The 19,437-nt window shown below is 30.3% G+C and carries 12 protein-coding genes and 5 pseudogenes; 11 read left to right on the top strand and 6 right to left on the bottom strand.

Annotated elements, in window-relative coordinates; translation table 11 throughout:
• Positions 1-29: 29 nt before the first annotated feature.
• Positions 30-1,205, bottom strand: coding sequence for a GlmU family protein (locus ACZ1HD_RS05645; RefSeq protein WP_472688860.1), 1,176 nt, complete (start codon positions 1,203-1,205; stop codon positions 30-32).
• 145 nt (positions 1,206-1,350) lie between these two features.
• On the opposite strand from ACZ1HD_RS05645, the gene ACZ1HD_RS05640 reads away from it, so the two are divergent.
• The gene (locus ACZ1HD_RS05640) at positions 1,351-1,722 is read left to right on the top strand and encodes a 6-phosphogluconate dehydrogenase (protein WP_077808877.1); all 372 of its coding nucleotides are present in this window, start codon (positions 1,351-1,353) and stop codon (positions 1,720-1,722) included.
• Between the two features lie 7 nt (positions 1,723-1,729).
• Positions 1,730-2,277: pseudogene (locus ACZ1HD_RS05635) on the top strand (acyl-CoA thioesterase).
• Positions 2,278-2,322: 45 nt separating this feature from the next.
• On the opposite strand, the gene ACZ1HD_RS05630 reads toward ACZ1HD_RS05635, so the two are convergent.
• The 5 genes and pseudogenes from ACZ1HD_RS05630 to ACZ1HD_RS05610 all read right to left on the bottom strand — a co-directional run bounded on the left by ACZ1HD_RS05630 (position 2,323) and on the right by ACZ1HD_RS05610 (position 11,256).
• Positions 2,323-2,919 (bottom strand): MCP four helix bundle domain-containing protein, encoded by a 597-nt coding sequence (locus ACZ1HD_RS05630; protein WP_375240987.1) that lies wholly within the window; start codon positions 2,917-2,919, stop codon positions 2,323-2,325.
• Positions 2,920-3,067: 148 nt separating this feature from the next.
• Positions 3,068-5,519 (bottom strand): annotated as a pseudogene (gene lon, locus ACZ1HD_RS05625) (endopeptidase La).
• Positions 5,520-5,687: 168 nt separating this feature from the next.
• The gene (locus ACZ1HD_RS05620; protein WP_472688859.1) at positions 5,688-6,665 is read right to left on the bottom strand and encodes a Gfo/Idh/MocA family protein; all 978 of its coding nucleotides are present in this window, start codon (positions 6,663-6,665) and stop codon (positions 5,688-5,690) included.
• Positions 6,655-8,522 (bottom strand): annotated as a pseudogene (locus tag ACZ1HD_RS05615) (sodium:solute symporter family protein). The gene ACZ1HD_RS05620 and the pseudogene ACZ1HD_RS05615 overlap by 11 nt, the downstream one beginning before the upstream one ends.
• Before the next feature lie 216 nt (positions 8,523-8,738).
• Positions 8,739-11,256 (bottom strand): annotated as a pseudogene (locus tag ACZ1HD_RS05610) (PIG-L family deacetylase).
• A gap of 178 nt (positions 11,257-11,434) precedes the next feature.
• On the opposite strand from ACZ1HD_RS05610, the gene dnaN reads away from it, so the two are divergent.
• The 9 genes and pseudogenes from dnaN (at position 11,435) to ACZ1HD_RS05565 (ending at position 19,277) form a co-directional block, all read left to right on the top strand.
• A complete protein-coding gene (gene dnaN, locus ACZ1HD_RS05605) occupies positions 11,435-12,553 on the top strand; it encodes a DNA polymerase III subunit beta (protein ID WP_375241074.1) in 1,119 nt (372 codons plus the stop codon).
• A gap of 116 nt (positions 12,554-12,669) precedes the next feature.
• On the top strand, positions 12,670-13,215 hold the full coding sequence (locus ACZ1HD_RS05600) for an acyl carrier protein phosphodiesterase (RefSeq protein WP_472688858.1): 546 nt from the start codon (positions 12,670-12,672) through the stop codon (positions 13,213-13,215).
• A gap of 93 nt (positions 13,216-13,308) precedes the next feature.
• Entirely contained in the window at positions 13,309-14,898 is a 1,590-nt protein-coding gene (gene ggt / locus ACZ1HD_RS05595; RefSeq protein WP_472688857.1) for a gamma-glutamyltransferase, read from the top strand.
• A gap of 10 nt (positions 14,899-14,908) precedes the next feature.
• Positions 14,909-15,388 carry a hypothetical protein gene (locus tag ACZ1HD_RS05590; protein ID WP_472688856.1) on the top strand — a complete coding sequence of 160 codons (480 nt, stop codon included), beginning with the start codon at positions 14,909-14,911 and terminating at the stop codon, positions 15,386-15,388.
• A gap of 297 nt (positions 15,389-15,685) precedes the next feature.
• Positions 15,686-16,101: pseudogene (locus ACZ1HD_RS05585) on the top strand (VOC family protein).
• A 12-nt stretch (positions 16,102-16,113) separates the two neighbouring features.
• Positions 16,114-17,082 carry a hypothetical protein gene (locus ACZ1HD_RS05580; protein WP_472688855.1) on the top strand — a complete coding sequence of 323 codons (969 nt, stop codon included), beginning with the start codon at positions 16,114-16,116 and terminating at the stop codon, positions 17,080-17,082.
• Positions 17,055-17,654: a hypothetical protein gene (locus ACZ1HD_RS05575; protein WP_472688854.1), complete on the top strand. Its 600-nt coding sequence runs from the start codon at positions 17,055-17,057 to the stop codon at positions 17,652-17,654. The genes ACZ1HD_RS05580 and ACZ1HD_RS05575 overlap by 28 nt, the downstream gene beginning before the upstream one ends.
• Complete coding sequence (locus ACZ1HD_RS05570; RefSeq protein ID WP_472688853.1) at positions 17,621-18,871, top strand: PDZ domain-containing protein; 1,251 nt, start codon at positions 17,621-17,623, stop codon at positions 18,869-18,871. The genes ACZ1HD_RS05575 and ACZ1HD_RS05570 overlap by 34 nt, the downstream gene beginning before the upstream one ends.
• A complete protein-coding gene (locus ACZ1HD_RS05565) occupies positions 18,789-19,277 on the top strand; it encodes a S41 family peptidase (protein ID WP_472688852.1) in 489 nt (162 codons plus the stop codon). The genes ACZ1HD_RS05570 and ACZ1HD_RS05565 overlap by 83 nt, the downstream gene beginning before the upstream one ends.
• Positions 19,278-19,437 lie beyond the last annotated feature (160 nt).

Here is a 19,437-nt window from a genome sequence, read left to right as displayed (position 1 = left end):
TTGGCGTTTTTATCAATCTATTTTTATACTTAATAATTTCTGTATTGTTTTGTTTCTTCAAAAATATGATCTAATATTTTCTGATCTTTTTCATCAAAAACTAAGCTTCTTCTTTTCATAACTGCAGTTACTACTTCATACACTTTTTTCATTTGAAATGTTGTAAAACCAGCAGCACCACCCCAACTAAAAGAAGGTACAAAATTTCTAGGGAAACCACTACCAAATATATTTGCGCTTACACCAATAACAGTACCTGTATTAAACATTGTGTTAATTCCGCATTTAGAATGATCTCCCATCATTAATCCGCAGAATTGTAAACCTGTTTTCGCAAAACGATTTGTTTCATAGCTCCAAAGTTTAACTTCTGCATAATTATTTTTAAGGTTAGAGTTGTTGGTATCTGCACCTAAATTACACCATTCACCTAAAACAGAATTTCCTAAATATCCATCATGCCCTTTACTAGAATACCCAAATATAACAGAGTTACTAACCTCACCTCCTATTTTAGAAAAAGGACCAATTGTAGTGTCTTTATAAATTTTTGCGCCCATTTTTACAACCGCATTATTACACATTGCAAAAGGACCTCTAATATTAGAAGTTTCCATAACCAAAGCATCTTTACCAATATAAATTGGCCCTTCAGACGCATTTAAAGTAGCGAAAACAACTTTAGCTCCTTCTTCAATAAAAACATTTTCTTTATTTAAAACTTGCACGCCTTCTGGTATTGGCGCAGAAGTTTTCCCTTCAGTAATCAATTTAAAATCTTGCTTAATAGCTTCACCATTAAAGGTAAAAATATCCCAAGTGTTTTTAACCTGAATTACATCTTCATCAAAATCTATTTGAGTGTATTGTTCAAAATCTACCTCTTCTTGCGAATCTGTAGTGTAAAATGCAATTACATTATCATCCTTAAAAATTGCTTCGTTTTCAGAAAGATTTTTAATTTTTTCTACTAACGAATCCGTAGGACAAAAAGAAGCATTAATTAAAATGTTTTTTTCCATTTCTACCATCGGAAATTTTTCTTCTAAATATTCTTCTGTAATTGTTGTTGTAGTTAAACCTAAGTGTTTTTCCCATTTTTCTCTAATGGTTAAAATTCCTATTCTTATGTCTGCAACAGGTCTTGTATATGTAAATGGCAATAATGATTGTCTTGCATCACTATCAAATAAAATATAGTTCATTTTGCTTTTTTTGAAGTACACAAATTTACTGTAAATAGATTACAAAAAAACTGATTCTTATAAATCACGACTATATAAAGCTTGTTTATCATAAAATCCTTTAAAAATTAATAATTACTAAAATTTAGATTTGTATTTTTGATTTATGAAAAAAATTTTAGGCGTTTTAATAACTAGTGCAATAATACTTACTGTATTATATTATGTTTTTATCTACTTTGTAACTTATAGTACAGGTGTAAGATCTGGCGAGCTGATAAAAATTAGTAGAAAAGGTGTTCTTGTAAAAACTTGGGAAGGAGAAATTAGTCAAGGAATTTCTGGTGCGCAAATTTTTGCTTTTTCTGTTGAAGATAAAAACAAAAAAGTTATTGAAGATTTACAAAAACATCAAGGAAAATATGTAAAACTATCTTACAAAGAACGTTATACATCTTTCTTTTGGTTGGGCGATACCAAATATTTTATTACCGAAGTCACAAGAGAAGATTCACCACATTTTAGAGGAAAAAATTAATAATAAGATGAAAAAATTTAAAAGTATAGAAGAATCGCAATTAACAATAACCGAGTTAATGTTGCCTTCGCACTCTAATTTTAGTGGAAAAATTCATGGTGGTCATATTCTAAACCTTATGGATCAAATTGCATTTGCTTGTGCTTCTAAACATTCTAGTAATTATTGTGTAACTGCATCTGTAAATAAAGTAGATTTTTTAAATCCTATAGAGGTTGGTGAGCTACTTACACTTAAAGCATCTGTAAATTATACTGGTAGAACTTCTATGGTTGTTGGTTTACGTGTAGAATCTGAAAACATTAGAACCGGAGAAAAAAACATTGTAATTCTTCTTATTTTACAATGGTAGCAAAAGACGAAAACGGCAAAAGCACACCAGTTCCTGGTATTATTTTAACTTGTAAAGACGAAATTAGACGGTATGCAAGATCTATAATTCGTCAGAAAGAAGGTAGAAATAGAACTTCTAGATTTAGTACTAATTCTTTTAAAACGGAAGATTATTTAGAATTATTAGCACAAAGTAACTCTAAAATAGAATTGAAAGATTAGGTATTTAAAACTTGTTTTTTAATCAACATTTTCTAAAAAATAAAATCACTCTTTTTTAGGTTGGTAAATAACAATTATTTGAATAACAATTGCTAAAAAAATAAGAATATAGATTTCTAATTGAGTAAACAACTCTACAGTATCAATTGCCTTTTTACTTATAGACATTTGCCTGCCTCCTTCGTTTAATTGAATTTTAGATAATTGGTATAAATTCTTTTTAACTTTTAAAAGTTCGTTTTCAAGACCTTTAACATTATCAAATTTAGAGGCGATAAAATCTCTTTCAGCTACTTTAACTTTTTCAAAATTTTGCTTAAATTCATTAAATACTTTTACCTCTTTGGCAGTTAGTTTTGTTTGTTCGTACTTTAAAATAAAATTCTGTAAATCTTCGTTTATCTTATTGTTTTCTGATAAGAAAAAAACAGTGTCTGCTTTTATTGCTGCCAATTCTTTTTCTTGCGTAGCTATAGACATTTCAAAAATCAAATCATTTACAACAAGTCTGTCTTCATAAATCGTAACGACAGAATCTTTAACACGTAAAAAATTATTTCTATCTATTAGATTAGTTGCAACAATTAGCACAAAAACCATTAGAATACCCAAAACCCATTTTACTTTATTATAGAATGCCATAGCTTGTATTTTTTATAAACTGATTACTCAAATATAAAAAAACACCCTAAAATATCATAGATTTTTAACATGTTATTAACCCTAAACAAATAGATAACAAGAAGATAATTATAAAAAAAGCCTCTCTAAAATAGAAAGGCTTTTTTTACTAAACTAACTTTTTAGCATTACTTACTTTCTGTTTTGTAAGCGCTATTTCTATTACTTGTTTCATATCAGAAACATAATGAAATGTTAAGCCTTTTAGATAGCTTTCTTTTATTTCTAAGATATCTTTTCTGTTGTCTTCACATAAAATTATCTCTTTAATATTTGCTCTTTTTGCTGCTAATATTTTTTCTTTAATTCCGCCAACAGGCAACACTTTTCCTCTTAAAGTAATTTCACCAGTCATGGCTAACTTGTTTTTTACTTTGCGTTGTGTATAAGAAGAAATTAACGATGTTAACATTGTAATACCTGCACTTGGCCCGTCTTTTGGCGTTGCTCCTTCGGTACGTGCACATGTACATTGTATTTTTCTAAAATTTCTGGTTTAATTCCAAATTCTTCTGCATTAGACTTTATATACTGCAAAGCAATTGTAGCAGACTCTTTCATTACATTTCCTAAATTACCGGTAATAGAAAGGTTTCCTTTTCCTTTAGATAAAATAGATTCTATAAATAAGATATCTCCACCAACTTGTGTCCAAGCCAAACCTGTAACAACACCAGCAACATCATTGTTTTCAAATTTATCGCGATTTCTTGGTGTCCCTAAAATTTCTTCAATTTTTTCTGATGATAAAGCAATATCATATGTTTCTTCTAGAGCAATTGATTTTGCAGCAAAACGCACCACTTTAGCAACTTTTTTCTCTAGTCCTCTTACCCCGATTCTCTTGTATAACCTTCTACAATTTGTTCTAATTGCTTTTTACCAAGTTTTAAATCTTTAGTAGTTAAACCGTGCTCTTTTAATTGCTTTGGTAGTAAATGTCTTTTTGCAATTTCTACTTTTTCTTCTATTGTATAACCAGTAACATTAATCAATTCCATTCTATCTCTTAGAGCCCACGGAATTTGACCAATATTATTTGCTGTAGCAATAAATAGAATTTTAGACAAATCATAACCTACTTCTAAGTAATTATCATAAAAAGATTCATTTTGCTCTGGATCTAATACTTCTAACATTGCAGAAGAAGGGTCTCCTTGATGACTTTGCCCTAGCTTATCAATTTCATCTAAAACAAATACCGGATTCGAAGTTCCTGATTTCTTTAAATTCTGAATCAAACGACCTGGCATTGCACCGATATATGTTTTTCTATGACCTCTAATTTCGGCTTCATCTCTTAAACCACCTAAAGACATTCTAACATACTTTCTACCTAAAGCTTCTGCAATAGATTTTCCTAAAGAAGTTTTACCAACTCCCGGAGGTCCGTATAGACAGATAATTGGAGACTTCATATCTCCTCTTAACTTTAAAACAGCCAAATGCTCTATAATTCTTTCTTTAACTTTTTCTAAACCAAAATGATCTCTATCTAAAACTTTAGTTGCATGTTTTAAATCGAATTTATCTTCAGAATAAATTCCCCAAGGCAATTCTAACAACAATTCTAAATAACTTCTCTGAACGCCATATTCTGCCGCCTGCGGATTCATTCGTTTTAAACGATTGATTTCTTTCTCAAACGTATCTGCAACTTCTTTAGACCATTTTTTAGTTTTAGCTTGCTTACGCATTTCTTCTAATTCTTGATCATTAGAAGCGCCGCCTAATTCTTCTTGAATAGTTTTTAATTGCTGATGTAAATAATATTCTCTTTGTTGTTGATCTAAATCTTCTCTTGTTTTAGATTGAATATCATTACGTAATTTTAATTTCTGAAGTTCTTTATTAAGGTTTTTTAACGCTAATAAAGCACGTTCTTTAAGATTATCCTTTTCTAAAATAACTTGTTTTTGTGCAACCGTTAAATCCATGTTAGAGGAAATAAAGTTTACCAAAAACGAATTAGATTTGATATTTTTTATTGCAAAAGATGCTTCTGATGGCAACATTGGGTTTTCTTTAATAACCTCTAATGCTTGCTCTTTAATACCGTCTATTATTGCGTTAAATTCCTTTACATCATCTACTTCCTTATCTTCAATCGCTTCTTTTACAGTTGCTTTTAAATATGGTTTTTCTTCTATTATTGTGTCAATTTCAAAACGTTTTTTACCTTGAATAATAACGGTTGTATTACCATCTGGCATTTTTAAAACGCGTAAAATTTGTGCAACAACACCTGTTGTATGAATATCTTTTAAACCTGGTTCTTCTACATCTTCATTACGTTGTGCAACAACACCAATAACTTTATCACCTTTATTTGCATCTTTAATTAACTGAATCGATTTATCTCTACCTGCTGTAATAGGAATTACAACTCCTGGAAATAAAACAGTGTTTCTTAAAGGTAATATTGGTAAAATTTCCGGAACACTCTCATTATTTATAATTTCTTCATCTTCCGGCGTCATTAAAGGAATCAATTCTGAGTCTTCATTTAACATGCTATTAAGCGACAAATTGTCTATTCTAACTACTTTTGGTTTGCTCATCTTCTATATATCTGTCATACTGACATTTATTTTTATTTCACTAAAAATAAATATCAAATTTCTTGTTAATAATTCACTGAAAATCAATATTTTAAAAATAAAAACATTGCTTTTTCAACTTATAAAAGTCAATTGTTGTGCCAAAGGATATTTGCACTTTAAAAACTACTACGATTTATAAGTTAAACCAATTGTATTTCGAACATCATCTAAGGTTTTAATTAAAGTTTTAGAAAAATCAAAAGTCATAATATTACTTTGCTTTTTCCCTTCTCTTAAAAGTTGATTAAAGTGTTCTATTTCGAAACTAAAACCAATGGTATTGTAATTAAAATCGATAACTTCTTCTTTATCATCTACAAAAACACTTACAGTTGTAGGCTCGTGAAAACGCGTGTTTATTTTAACAATAGCTTTCTCGAATGTAAAAATTGCTTCTGTTGGTGTTTCTTCTAAGAAAGTACTTTTTAAAGATGCCTTTGCATTTTTATAATTAAAAGTCATATGGCATTCCGCATCTGCTCCATTCTCAAAAAAAGTAGCATCCGCAATAAAATTATCCGGCGTACCCAAACTAGATAATGCAGCAAAAACAGGATAAATTCCTATATCCAACAAACTTCCTCCGCCAACTTCTTTTTTAAAAACCCTACTTTCTAAGTTGTACTTCGGATGAAAACCAAAATCTGCTTCTAAGTGATCCAATTTTCCGAATTTTTCAGTTTTAACAATATCTAAAACATATTTATAGTGCGGTAAAAAGCTAGTCCATAAGCCTTCCATTAGCAAAACATTATGCTCTTTAGCCACAGAAATCATAGTTTCTACCTCTTGCAAGTTCATTGCAAAAGGTTTTTCACACAAAACCGCCTTTTTATTTTGTAAACAAAGTATTGCATGTTCTTTATGAAAACTATGCGGCGTTGCAATATAAACAGCATCTATGGCATCGTCTTGGGCTAATTCTAAATAAGAATTGTATGCTTTTTTAGCATTAAACTTCTTAGAAAACTCATTCGCTTTTTCTTGACTTCTAGATGCCACGGCTACTAATGCTGCGTCTTCAACTTTTGCTAAATCTGTTGCAAATTTGTTTGCTATTTTTCCAGGGCCAATAATTCCCCATTTAATAATTTTATTTTTCATCTAATGCAGCTTTATCAATATTAAAAAATCCTAAGAAAAAGAAGAGTACAATTAGCGTAACTACATGCGTAATACTTAACGACACATCGTTTAAAATATCATAAGAAATTTTAAAAATTGCTAAAGAAGTAATCAATAAAATTACTTTACTTTCTTTGTTTATTGCATTAAAAACAAAAAATAAAGAAAAGAACAACACCAAAATACAACCTATAAAATTTAACCATAAATAGCTAATAATAGGTTCTAAACCTGCAGCTTCTAATTTGTAAATTCCGAAATAATAAATAGAACAAATTAAAATCTGAGTAATTACAGCGGCCTTAAAAACTGCATTTCCGTTTACTTTTTTAAAGAAAAAAGCTAATAAGAAAATACCCAAAACATTTCCGTAAAAAATAGAACCAATAATATTTACTAACTGTATTAAATTATCGAATAAATTAGCAACACATGCAACGGATATTGCAATTAAACCCCAAGCTAGTGTAAACCATTTCGATGCTTTTACATAATGTTCTTCGCTCTTATTTTTACTTACATTTCTTTTGTATAAATCTATGGTAGTTGTACTTGCAAGTGCATTTAATTCTGATGCTGTAGAAGACATTGCAGCAGATAAAATTACAGCCAATAAAAGCCCAATTAAGCCTCTTGGTAAATTATTTAATATAAAATGGATAAATACATAATCTTTATCGTTGGTTTCAATTTGATCATTAATCTTTTTAATAACATCTTTTGATGCTGCTTTTAATGCCAAATCTTTTGCATTTAAAGATTGAATTTCCTCTTTTTCATCTGTCTGAAAACCATCAGCAAAAATTATTTTTTTTGTATTTTCTATTGCTATATGTTCGTTTTCTAAAGCTTTGTATTCTTGTTGATACTTAGAATTTGTTACAGCGTCATTAACATTGGGATTAAAATTTAATGGCGATGGATTAAATTGGTAAAAAACAAAAACCATTACACCAATTAATAAGATAAAAAACTGCATTGGCACTTTTAATAATCCGTTAAAAATTAAACCTAACTGACTTTCTCTAACCGATTTACCCGACAAATAACGTTGTACCTGACTTTGATCTGTACCAAAATAAGAAAGCATTAAAAATGTTCCACCTAAAATTCCTGTCCAAATTGTATAACGATTGCTTAAATCCGAAGAAAAATCTAGCACTTGCATTTTATTACTTGCACCCGCAATTTCTAAGGCATTTGTAAACGTAATATTAGCCGGCAACTGACTCATTATCATAAAAAATGCAATTAGCATTCCTATAAAAATAATTATCATTTGTTGCTTTTGCGTAACATTTACAGCTTTTGTACCACCGAAACGGTATAAACTATCACTAAAAATCCTATAATAATGTTTAAGGTTAGTAAATTCCAACCTAAAACCGCACTTAAAATAATTGCCGGTGCAAAAATGGTAATTCCTGCAACCAAACCACGCTGAATTAAAAATAGAACAGAAGCCAAACTTCTTGTTTTTAAATCGAATCTACCTTCTAAAAACTCGTATGCTGTATAAACTTTTAGTTTATGATAAATTGGTATAAAAACCAAACAAATAATTATCATGGCAATTGGCAATCCAAAATAAAATTGCACAAAACCCATTCCGCTATTAAAAGCTTGCCCGGGTGTAGATAAAAAAGTTATTGCGCTTGCTTGCGTTGCCATTACAGACAAACCTATTGTCCACCATTTAGTGTCATTTCCGCCTTTAATATAGTCGGTTACATTTGCATTTTTTCTTGTAACATATGTACCGTAAGCAACAATAGAAATTAAAGTTACAGATAAAACAATCCAATCTATGGCGTGTAATTTGCTATCAATATCCATAGACTAAACTGTAAAATAATTAGTGATAAAATAAAATGCAATTATGTAAATAACATTGGCAATTAACACCAACGAATATTCTTTTTTCCAGGTATGTTTTTGTTGTTTCATTCTTATTTTTTTGAAGCAATTTCCTGCTTTCGCTACTCGCTGTTTCGTACCTCAACGAGCTCAAACAAACCGCTCAATCAGGGCTAGATTTCTTTGCTAACTTATTTATTGCTTAATTTTATTTTTTACTTCTATATTACTTTTACCAACAGACAATAAATTTGCAAATAATTTATAAGCGCCGAAACACCTGCAGGCAATTCTCTAAAGAAACTTAAACCTGTGTAAATGTAATTTCCTTTACCATACTTTGCTATTAACAAACTTCCTTTTTTTGCTGTTTCACCCTTGTCTTGCATAGATAATATTGGTGTAAATTCTTTGCTCCAAGAGTTCGGAAAATACAAACCTCTTTCTTGTACCCAACCCTTAAAATCGTTTTGAGTAATTTTATTTGGAAAATTTAAAACCGGATGCTCTTTTTCTAAAACAGTAACTTTAGCAAATTCATCTGTAACTCTATCTCTAGATAAATTTAACTTAAAAGGTGCAGCAACATCAACATTTCTATTCGTGTTATACTGTACAATCATGTTACCACCTTTTTTTACATAATCTAATAAAAATTTTTGCTTAAATTTTAATTCTTTTACAACGTTGTAAGCTCTAATCCCTAGAACAATTGCATCATATTTATGTAAGTTTTTATCATTAATTTCTAAAGGATTTATCATTACAACATTGTAACCAATTTGGTTTAAACTTTCTGGCACAACATCACCAGCACCTTTAATATATCCTATATAATTACCAACTTTTTTAATATTTAATCTTACAATTTTTGCTTCAGAATTTAATAAAACACTTTGTTTTGGTATATGATTGTAATTAATTTCTACCAATTCTTTGTCAAAAACTTTTCCGTTAGAAGTTGCCATCACTTTTAATTTACCTTCTGCTTGGTTTTTTGGTGGTGTTACCTTAAAAGTAAATGCATTCTTATCATTTTTTTGTTTGATTGCAAAATCAATATATTTTGGTGAAACTGCCCAATTTAAAGGCACTTCTAAACTAAGTTTTCCTTTAACATTATTAGCGCCAGCTCTAACCTCTACAACAACATCTTTAGCAATATCATCAGAAAAAATAAGCACCTTATCTTTTAGTTTTGTTGTAATTTTAGGTAGAATCTCAAAAGGCTCGTAAATTTCTCCTTTATCTCTTTCTGCATATCTTCTCACAACATTTTTAGTAAATGTTATTGGATTACCGTCAATCATTAAATTAAACAATACTTTTGTTTCTCTTGGTGTTTCGGCTTACCAATTAAATTTTGATTCTCTACATAATACATACCTAAAGTTGCGTCTTTTCTTAACCAATAAGGATCTGAATATGTATTTGTTTTTAAAGTAATTGTCTCTTTAAAATTAAGTTTTTTATTAGTTACTAAATCTATCTCTTTTTTAACTTTTTTATTATCAATACTAGAAACAATTGATACTAATTCTATTGAAAAATTACTTCTATTTAATACTTCGAAATTTAAATTGATAATACTATTTGGTGTTGCAGAAGAACTTTCTGCAGAAGCTTCTAGATACAAACCTGCACAAGCCTCTATAATTTCTTTTATCTGTTTTTTCTTAATTTCTCTCCAATGATTATCTGTTAGTTTATCTATTAAACCATAAGCTTTCATTAATTTTGGCAAATGTTTTTCTGGATACACGAAATCAAAATTCTCTTCAATTTCATATAAAATTTCACCAATTTCACCTCCTTTATTTAAACGGTTCCATGTTGTGTTAATTCCGGAAAAATATCATTCTCATCCTTTAATTTATCACCTTTTAAAAATTCTACATATTCTTTTTGAGAACCTCTAGTAGTTAATCTACCAAAACCCTGACACAAATGTTGACTACTTGCCAAAGATGCTAATTCGTTGTTAGACATTCCTTTTAAAGGATAATAAGTACCCACATCAAAAGATGTTAACTTTCCTTCTGTTGCATTTTTAAAATCTGCTTCATTTTTATAAAACCAAGAAGATGTATTAAAAAACAAACGCTTTGGTTGCCAAGTTTCTGTATATTTTAGTTGATTTTTATAAACAGAATTATCTCCTGCCAAATCAAAAGCCTCTACACTTAACATTGCAGAAGTTGTGTGATGCCCGTGTGTTGTACCTGGCGTTCTGTGATTAAATCTATTGATTATTACATCTCGGTTTAAAATTTCTAATTGCCCAAACAACATCACTTAAAACCAATTCTTTATTCCAGATTTCTAATGTTTCATCTGGATGTTTGGAGTAACCAAAATCGTTTGCTCTAGAAAACATTTGCTCGCCACCATCTACATTTCTTGCTGCTAATAATTCTTGTGTTCTAATTACACCTAACAATTCTCTTATTTCCGGGCCAATTAAATTTTGTCCGCCATCTCCTCTAGTTAACGATAAATAACCTGTTCTTGCTTTTACATTGTTAGCTAAATAGGCAATTAAGCGTGTGTTTTCATCATCCGGATGCGCAGCAATATATAAAGCAGTTCCTAAGAAATTTAGTTTTTCAATCTTTTCAAAAATTTGATTTGATGTTAATTTTTGTGGTTTTTGAGAAAATACAGAAATTGAAATCAGTAAAAAAGCAACGGTTGTAAGTAAAAATTTATTCATATTTATAAATTAGTCAGTATAACAAAAGTAGTTTTTTAAAAATCAAATTAAATCTTGTTAACATAATTATAACGTTTCAAAAATCATCAATAAAAATGCTAATAACCTGTTAATAAAATAATTTTTAAAGTCACATATTTAGAATATATTTGTAAATCAAATTAAGAAAACATATTACATGAAATTTATTGTATCTAGTTCGCAATTATTAAAACAATTGCAAGTTTTAGGAGGCGTTATAAATAGTAACAATACTTTACCAATTTTAGATAACTTTTTATTTGAATTATCTGAAAATGAACTAAAAGTTTCTGCATCAGATTTAGAAACAACAATGAGTTCTGTGGTAGAAGTAGAAAGTGAAAGCTCTGGTTCTATTGCTGTATCTGCTCGTTTGTTATTAGATACTTTAAAAACTTTTCCTAACCAACCGTTAACGTTTAAAACAGAAGGCGATAATACAATTGAAATAAGTTCTGATCAAGGTAAATATGATATGGCTTATTTTGGTGGAGATGAGTTTCCGAAAGCGGTTTCTTTACCGTCGCCAAGTAAAACGGTTGTTCCTGCAAGTATTCTAGGAACGGCTATTTCTAAAACAATTTTTGCGGCAGGTAACGACGATTTAAGACCTGTAATGAGCGGAGTTTTCTTTCAGTTTAGCTCTCAGAGTTTAACTTTTGTTGCTACAGATGCTCATAAATTGGTAAAATATTCTAGAACAGATGTTACTGCAGATCAAACAGCAGAGTTTATCATGCCAAAAAAACCTTTAAATTTATTAAAAGGAATTTTAGGAGGATCGGAAAGTGATGTAACTATTGAATATAATGATGCAAACGCTAAATTTACGTTCGATAACGTGGTTTTAGTTTGTAGATTAATTGATGGTAAATATCCTAATTACGAAGCGGTAATTCCTAAAGAAAATCCGAATAAATTAACTGTAGACAGAGCTTCTTTTTTAAACTCTGTAAGACGTGTTTCTATTTTCTCTAGTAAAACTACACACCAAATTCGTTTAAAAATGGCAGGAACAGAATTAAATATTTCTGCAGAAGATTTAGACTTTGCAAACAAAGCCGATGAACGTTTAAGTTGTGATTATCAAGGTGATGATATGCAAATTGGTTTTAACTCTCGTTTTTTAAGTGAAATGTTAAACAACTTAAGCTCTAACGAAGTTTTAATTGAAATGTCTTTACCTAACAGAGCTGGTATTTTAACACCTATTGATGGTACAGATGAAGGTGAACAAGTTACAATGTTGGTAATGCCAGTAATGCTAAATAGTTAGTAAAAATTACTTTATAATATATTAAAACCACAACTAAATAGTTGTGGTTTTTTGTTTACTTTTAAAAAATGAATTTTCTAGCACACCTCTACTTATCTCAAAACAATAAAAATATTATGATCGGTAATTTTATTGCAGATCATATTCGTGGTAATAATTACAAAGAGTTTTCTAAAGAAATTCAACAAGGTATATTTTTACATCGCGAAATAGACACTTTTACAGATGCGCATGAAGTTGTTAGAAAAAGTAAGCGAAGATTACACCCAAGATACAGACATTATAGCGGTGTAATAATCGATATTTTTTATGATTATTTCTTAGCAAAAAACTGGAATGATTATTCCGAAATTCCGTTAGAAATCTACACAAAGTCTATTTATCAATTATTTAATGAAATTAAAGAAGAACTTCCTGTAAAATCTCAAAACTTCATAAAATATATGATTGAATATGACATTTTATTCAATTACAACAATAAAGCAGGTATTGCAAAGGTTTTAAACGGAATGAATACTAGAACCAAAGGAATATCTCAAATGAATTTGGCCATTGAAGATTTAGAAGTACTAGAAATTGAATTACAAGAAGACTTTACTGCATTTTTTAAAGATTTAATAGCATTTACAAATATCAAATTAAAAGAAATTAAAGCAATCTAATGAAAAAAATCCTTATTAATTATAGCTGTTTTTATCTTACTTTTTTATGCTTGTAAAAAAGATAAAACTGTAGGTTTTATTGCAGAAAAAGCAATGGTTGTTTCTGCAAGAGAAGAAGCTTCTAAAATTGGTGCTGCAATTTTACAGAAAGGTGGTAACGCATACGACGCTATGATTGCTACACATTTGGCATTAGCAGTTGTTTATCCTGTTGCAGGTAATATAGGCGGTGGCGGCTTTATGGTTTATAGAAATAATGATGGCACAACTGGTGCGTTAGATTTTAGAGAAAAAGCACCAATTACAGCGCATCGAGATATGTATTTAGATTCTGTTGGCAATGTTATTAAAAACAAAAGTACTTTGGGCGCATTTGCTGTTGGAGTTCCGGGATCGATTGCCGGAGTTTTTGAGGTTTATAATAAATTCGGAAACCTTCCTTTTAAAGACTTGATTCAACCAGCAATCGATTTAGCAAAAAACGGAATAACGGTAACAGAAAAGCAAGCAAAATCCTTAAATAGCGCAACAGAAAGGTTTAAAAAGGTTAATAATTATATTACCGTTTTTGAAAAGGAATGGAAAAAAGGCGACATTTTAAAACAGGAAGAATTAGCACAAACTTTAGAACGTATTCGAGATTTAGGTAAAGATGGTTTTTACAAAGGTAAAACTGCATCTTTATTTGTGAATTATGTGAAAGAATTAGGCGGAATTATATCTCTTGAAGATTTAGAAAAGTACAAAGCAATTTGGCGTAAACCAATAACTTTTAATTACAAAGATTTCAAAATTACTTCTATGACTTTGCCTGCAAGTGGCGGTATTTGTTTAGCGCAAATTTTAAAAGCTGTAGAGCCTTATGACTTATCAAAAATAGAACACAATTCTACAAAATACATTCAGCTTTTAACCGAAGCAGAAAGACGTTCTTATGCAGACAGAGCTAATTTTTTAGGTGATATCGATTTTGTAAATGTACCTGTAGATAGTTTAACAAATGTAAAATATATCAATAATAGAATGAAAAGTTTTTCTTGGGATAAGGCAACACCTTCTTCAGAAGTTTCTCATGGTAAAATTATAGGTTATGAAAGTGATGAAACCACTCATTATTCTATTGTAGATCAATTCGGAAATGCTGTTTCTGTAACTACAACGCTAAATACTGGTTACGGTTCTAAAGTTGTGGTAAAGGGTGCAGGTTTTATTTTAAATAATGAAATGGATGATTTTAGTAGCAAACCTGGTGTACCAAATGTATATGGTTTATTAGGTTCTGAAGCCAACTCTATTGCACCGAGAAAAAGAATGCTAAGTTCTATGACACCAACTATTGTAGAAAAAAATGGTAAATTAAAAATGGTTGTTGGTACTCCTGGTGGTTCAACAATAATTACTTCTGTTTTGCAAAATATTTTAAATGTAACAGAGTATAAAATGGGTATGCAAGAATCTGTAGATCAACCAAGATTTCATCATCAATGGCTGCCGGATGTAGTTCGAATGGAACCAAACGGATTTAATGAAGAAACAAAGGCTAAATTAGAAACTTTAGGCTATAAAATTCTAGAAAGAAATTCGTTAATAATTGGTAGAGTTGACGCTATTTTAGTTTTACCAAACGGAAAACTAGAGGCAGGTGCAGATAAACGAGGTGATGATGCCGCAGCAGGATTTTAAATAATTAAGTATGCAGAAATTTTTATTACTTTTTATAATTGCTCTTTTTTTTACAAATTGTAAAAAAAATGAATTTTCCATAACAAATATTAAAGAGTCTAGCCCTAAATATCCAACTCTTATTTATGAATTTCCACTTCTAAACGGATCAGAAGAAATTGCAAACAAAATTAATAGAGAAATTGCAAACGAACTTTTAGATATTAATTTAAACGATAAGTATAAAAGTATTTTTGAAAATATTTGGGCTACGGAAAATAAACCAATGTCTAGACTTTCTTTCTTAAACTATAAAATAAACACTTTAAACCAAAACCTCTATTCTGTAACTTTTTATTCCGAAGGTTGTGGTGCCTATTGCGAAGAGTTTAATATCTCTTATAACTACAACCTACAAAACGGTAACGAATTAACTTTGGATACAATTTTAACATCAAAAGGAAAAGACGATTTAATTAAAATTTTATCCGTTAAAAAAGAAAGAAAATAGAAGATTATATTTTTCATTTAGAAAATGAAGAAGCAACCATCGAAGACAAAAAAATAATTAATGAATCAATAAGGCTTTATAAAGATTGTTTAACCCGACTACCTTATAAAACCCTAGATTATATCGACTTTAAAATTAAAAAAGATTCGATAATTTTAGAATCCGGCAGATGCTCTAATCATGCAATGAGAGCGTTAGATGACTTAGGTAATTATTCGTATGCACTCCATATATCAGACATAGAAACATATTTAAACGAATACGGTCTTAACACATTAACTAATCAAAATTAAAAAAATGATTCAACCATTCCATTTAGCAATTCCTGTTCAAAACTTAGAAAAATGCAGAACTTTTTATAGAGAAATTTTAAATTGTGAAGAAGGTCGAAGTACAGAAAATTGGGTAGATTTTAATTTCTTCGGACACCAGTTAGTCATTCATCAAAAAGATGGCTTTAACCCGGAAAGAATTTCTAATCCTGTAGATGGTCACGATGTTCCTGTTCCGCATTTCGGAGTCGTATTATCTTGGGAAGATTGGCAAAATTTATCAGAAAGATTAAAAAAACACAACACTAAATTTATTATTGAGCCTTGTATCCGTTTTAAAGGCGAAGTAGGTGAACAAGCAACAATGTTTTTTCAAGATCCAGAAAAAATGCTTTAGAATTTAAAGCTTTTAAAGACATGAGCCAGTTATTTGCGAAGTAAGTCCGTTTTTTTATGATTTATTTAAGTTTGATTTTCTGTATCTTTAATGATTCAATCAAACTTTATTCTCATGAAAAAAATTACACTTCTTTTTTTGTAATTCTCAGTTACACAAGTTTTTCACAAGGCACACGATTATTAAGGCAACCTACTTTAAGTAACAATCAAGTTGTTTTTGTACATGCTGCAGATTTATGGAAAGTTTCTATAAATGGCGGCAATGCTATTCGTCTTACCAGTGATGATGGTTATGAATCTAGTCCGAAATTTTCTAAAGACGGACAATGGGTTGCTTTTACTGCACAATATGATGGTAATACTGATGTTTATGTTGTTTCTATTAACGGTGGCGAACCCAAAAGATTAACATATCATTCTGCATCAGATAATGTGCAAGGATGGACGCCTGATGGAAAAATCTTATTTAGATCTAACAGAGAAAGTAGGCCAACGCAAACTAGTAAGTTTTATACAATTTCTATAGATGGTGGTTTGCCAGAAGCCTTCGATATTCCGAGAGCTGCTTATGGTGAAATATCAGAAGACAACAAATACATTGCCTACACACCAATTACAAGTTGGGATGCAGAATGGAGAAATTATAGAGGTGGACAAGCAATGCCAATTTGGATTGTAAATTTAAAAACTAAAGAATTAATAAAAACACCACAATTAGATAGCGAAAGGCACGTAAACCCTGTTTGGTATAATGGTGATGTTTATTACATTTCAGAACGAGATTATACAGCAAACATTTGGTCTTACAATATTAAAACTAAACAAGAAACACAAGTTACATTTCATAAAAAATTTGACGTTAAAAACATTGATGCCAACCAAAATGGTATTGTTTATGAGCAGGCTGGTTTTTTACATTTGTTAAATCCAAAAACTAAAGAAACCAATCAAATTGTAATAAATGTTAAAGGAGATTTAAACTATTCTAGAACAAGGTGGATGAATGTTTCGGTAGAAACTTAACCAATCCTAATGTTTCGCCAAAAGGTAAAAGAGCCATTTTTGAATATCGAGGAGAAATTTTTACAGTGCCAAAAGAAAATGGTACTTGGAGAAATTTAACCAACTCTTACGGTGTTGCAGACCGTTCTCCTATTTGGTCGCCAAAAGGAGATAAAGTTGCTTGGTTTTCTGATAAAAATGGTGAATATGAATTGGTATTAGCAGATCAAAACGGAAACAATCAAGAGTTTATAAAATTACCAAATCCTACTTTTTACTTTCAACTAGATTGGTCTCCAAATGGAAAATTTATAGCGTATACAGATACCAATTTTGTAATTTGGATTATCAATTTAGACACTAAGAAAATTGTAAAAGCAGATGCAGATGGTTTTGCGCATCCTAATAGAACCATGAATCCTAAGTTTTCTCCTGATAGCGATTGGATTGTGTATGCAAAACAAAATGACAACAGCTTTAAATCGATCTATGCTTATCAATTAAGTACAAAAAAAACGATTCAAATTACAGATAAAATTGCAGACGCAATTACACCTGTTTGGGATGCTTCGGTAAATATATTTACACTTTAGCAAGCACAAATTACGGTTTACAAACGGGTTGGTTAGACATGTCTTCTTTCGACCCTAGCGTTACAAGAACGTTATACACAATTGTTTTAAATTCTTCGGATAAAGCTCCTAATCTTCCAAAAACAGATGAAGAAGAAGCGCCAAAATCAAAGCCTGATGATTCTAAGAAAGAAAACAAAAAAGATAATGTTCAGAAAACTATAATTGATGAAAATGGAATTTTCGATCGAGCTGTCGCTTTAAATTTACCCGCTAGAAATTATGTTGGTTTATTAAAAGGTCCAAAAAATAAAGTTTTTGTTGCTGAATCTATCCCTAATTCTAGAGGTTTAACATTACATAGTTATGATGTTACCAAAGAAAAAGCAACAACTTTTGCTACTGGTGTTTCTTCTATGAAAGCATCAAGTAACGCAAATTCTATTTTATTATCCAAAGGAAGTAACTGGAGCATCAACAAAGCTAGTGCAGCAAAAGCTGGTAAAGAAAACTTAAATACCAATTTAAAAATAAAGGTAGATCCAAAAGCAGAAGCACATCAAATTTTTAAAGAAGGATGGCGTTACATGAGAGATTTTCTTTACGTAGATAATGTTCATGGAGCTCCTTGGGATGATATATACAAATGGTATTCTCCGTGGATAAATGATGTAAAACATAGATCTGATTTAAATTATGTTGTAGATATTATGAGCGGTGAAGTTGCTATTGGACATTCTTATGTTTCTGGCGGAGATTTCCCGAATATTAACAGAGTTGGCGTTGGTTTATTGGGTGCAGATTTAGAAAAGAATCGAGGTTTTTATCAATTTAAGAAAATTTATAAAGGCGAACGTTGGAACCCGAATATTTATGCTCCTTTAGGTTTACCTGGTATCAATGTAAATAAAGGTGATTATTTAGTTGCTATAAATGGTGTAGAATTAACGTCGGATATGAATCCTTATAAATTATTAGAACAAACTGCGGGCAGAGAAATTTATATCAAAGTAAATAACAAACCTTCTCTAAAAGATGCTAAATCAATTTTAATTACACCAACAGCAAGCGAAAGAGGTTTAAGAAATATAGATTGGGTAGAAAGTAATCGTAGAAAAGTTGATGAATTATCTAACGGCAAATTAGCTTACGTTTATGTACCAAACACAAGTAATCCTGGTTTTACATCTTTTAATAGATATTATTTTTCTCAGCAAGAAAAAAGGAGTTGTAATTGACGAAAGAAATAATGGTGGTGGTTCCGCTGCAGATTACATGATAGATATTATGTCTAGAGAAGTTGTAGGTTATTTTAATAGTAAAACAGAAAGTAGAAAACCATGGACAACTCCGATGGCAGGAATTTGGGGACCAAAAGTGATGATTATTAATGAAAGAGCGGGTTCTGGTGGAGATCTATTACCATATATGTTTAAAGAGAAAAACCTAGGACCATTAGTTGGTACAAGAACTTGGGGTGGTTTGGTTGGTACTTGGGATACTCCGCAATTTATTGACGGCGGAAGAATGGTTGCACCAAGAGGTGGATTTTACGATGTTGATGGTAATTGGGCTGTAGAAGCAGAAGGTGTAGCCCCAGATATCGAAGTTCATCAAACTCCCAAAGAAGTTTTATCTCGGTAAAGATCCTCAATTAGAAAGAGCAGTAACAGAAGCTTTACGTTTATTAAAAGACAATGAGTTTATTTTAAAACCAGAGCCAAAAGCACCTATTCGCTCTAAAAGACCAAAAGGATATCAAAAAGACAATTAAAATGATTAAAATAATTCCCACTTTTGTGGG

Source organism: Polaribacter sp. HA6-7, from assembly GCF_055693625.1.
Note: the sequence above shows the minus strand (reverse complement) of the source record. Positions and strands in the feature narration are given on the sequence as shown.

Bases quoted from the DNA above. Each gene is read 5' to 3' on its own strand.
- ACZ1HD_RS05640 (WP_077808877.1), top strand. From the start codon at position 1,351: ATGAAAAAAATTTTAGGCGTTTTAATAACTAGTGCAATAATACTTACT.
- ACZ1HD_RS05600 (WP_472688858.1), top strand. From the start codon at position 12,670: ATGATCGGTAATTTTATTGCAGATCATATTCGTGGTAATAATTACAAA.
- ACZ1HD_RS05580 (WP_472688855.1), top strand. From the start codon at position 16,114: ATGATTTATTTAAGTTTGATTTTCTGTATCTTTAATGATTCAATCAAA.
- ACZ1HD_RS05630 (WP_375240987.1), bottom strand. From the start codon at position 2,919: ATGGCATTCTATAATAAAGTAAAATGGGTTTTGGGTATTCTAATGGTT.
- ACZ1HD_RS05645 (WP_472688860.1), bottom strand. From the start codon at position 1,205: ATGAACTATATTTTATTTGATAGTGATGCAAGACAATCATTATTGCCA.
- ggt (WP_472688857.1), top strand. From the start codon at position 13,309: ATGGTTGTTTCTGCAAGAGAAGAAGCTTCTAAAATTGGTGCTGCAATT.
- ACZ1HD_RS05620 (WP_472688859.1), bottom strand. From the start codon at position 6,665: ATGAAAAATAAAATTATTAAATGGGGAATTATTGGCCCTGGAAAAATA.
- ACZ1HD_RS05565 (WP_472688852.1), top strand. From the start codon at position 18,789: ATGTACCAAACACAAGTAATCCTGGTTTTACATCTTTTAATAGATATT.
- dnaN (WP_375241074.1), top strand. From the start codon at position 11,435: ATGAAATTTATTGTATCTAGTTCGCAATTATTAAAACAATTGCAAGTT.
- ACZ1HD_RS05590 (WP_472688856.1), top strand. From the start codon at position 14,909: ATGCAGAAATTTTTATTACTTTTTATAATTGCTCTTTTTTTTACAAAT.